This window comes from Solihabitans fulvus (assembly GCF_008386585.1).
Classification (GTDB): domain Bacteria; phylum Actinomycetota; class Actinomycetes; order Mycobacteriales; family Pseudonocardiaceae; genus Solihabitans; species Solihabitans fulvus.
This window is the reverse complement of record NZ_VUOB01000440.1, coordinates 1-222: the sequence shown is the minus strand read 5'-3', so window position 1 is coordinate 222 and position 222 is coordinate 1. Positions and strand designations below refer to the sequence as shown.

The following is a 222-nucleotide window of genomic DNA, read 5'->3' as shown; positions in this document are numbered from 1 at the left end:
CGCGGCCGTCGCCAAGGTCAAGAACGGCGACCTGCCCGCCGTGGTCGCCCAGCAGGGTGACTCCGTGGTCCTGCGCTTCGCCGCCAGCGACCAGGCCAAGTCCGGCACGGTGCTCGGGCTGGTCGCCGGCGTGGTGGACCAGGCGAACCTCGCCGCGACCGGTCAGCCGCCGAAGCTGAAGCTCGACCCGGCCAGGGTCGAGGACAGCTCGCTGAAGCCCAT

Annotated in this window: 1 pseudogene; it reads left to right on the top strand. The window is 72.5% G+C overall.

Annotated features, from left to right (window positions below):
- Positions 1-222, top strand: a pseudogene (locus tag F0L68_RS43185) (ABC transporter permease); the annotation flags it as partial.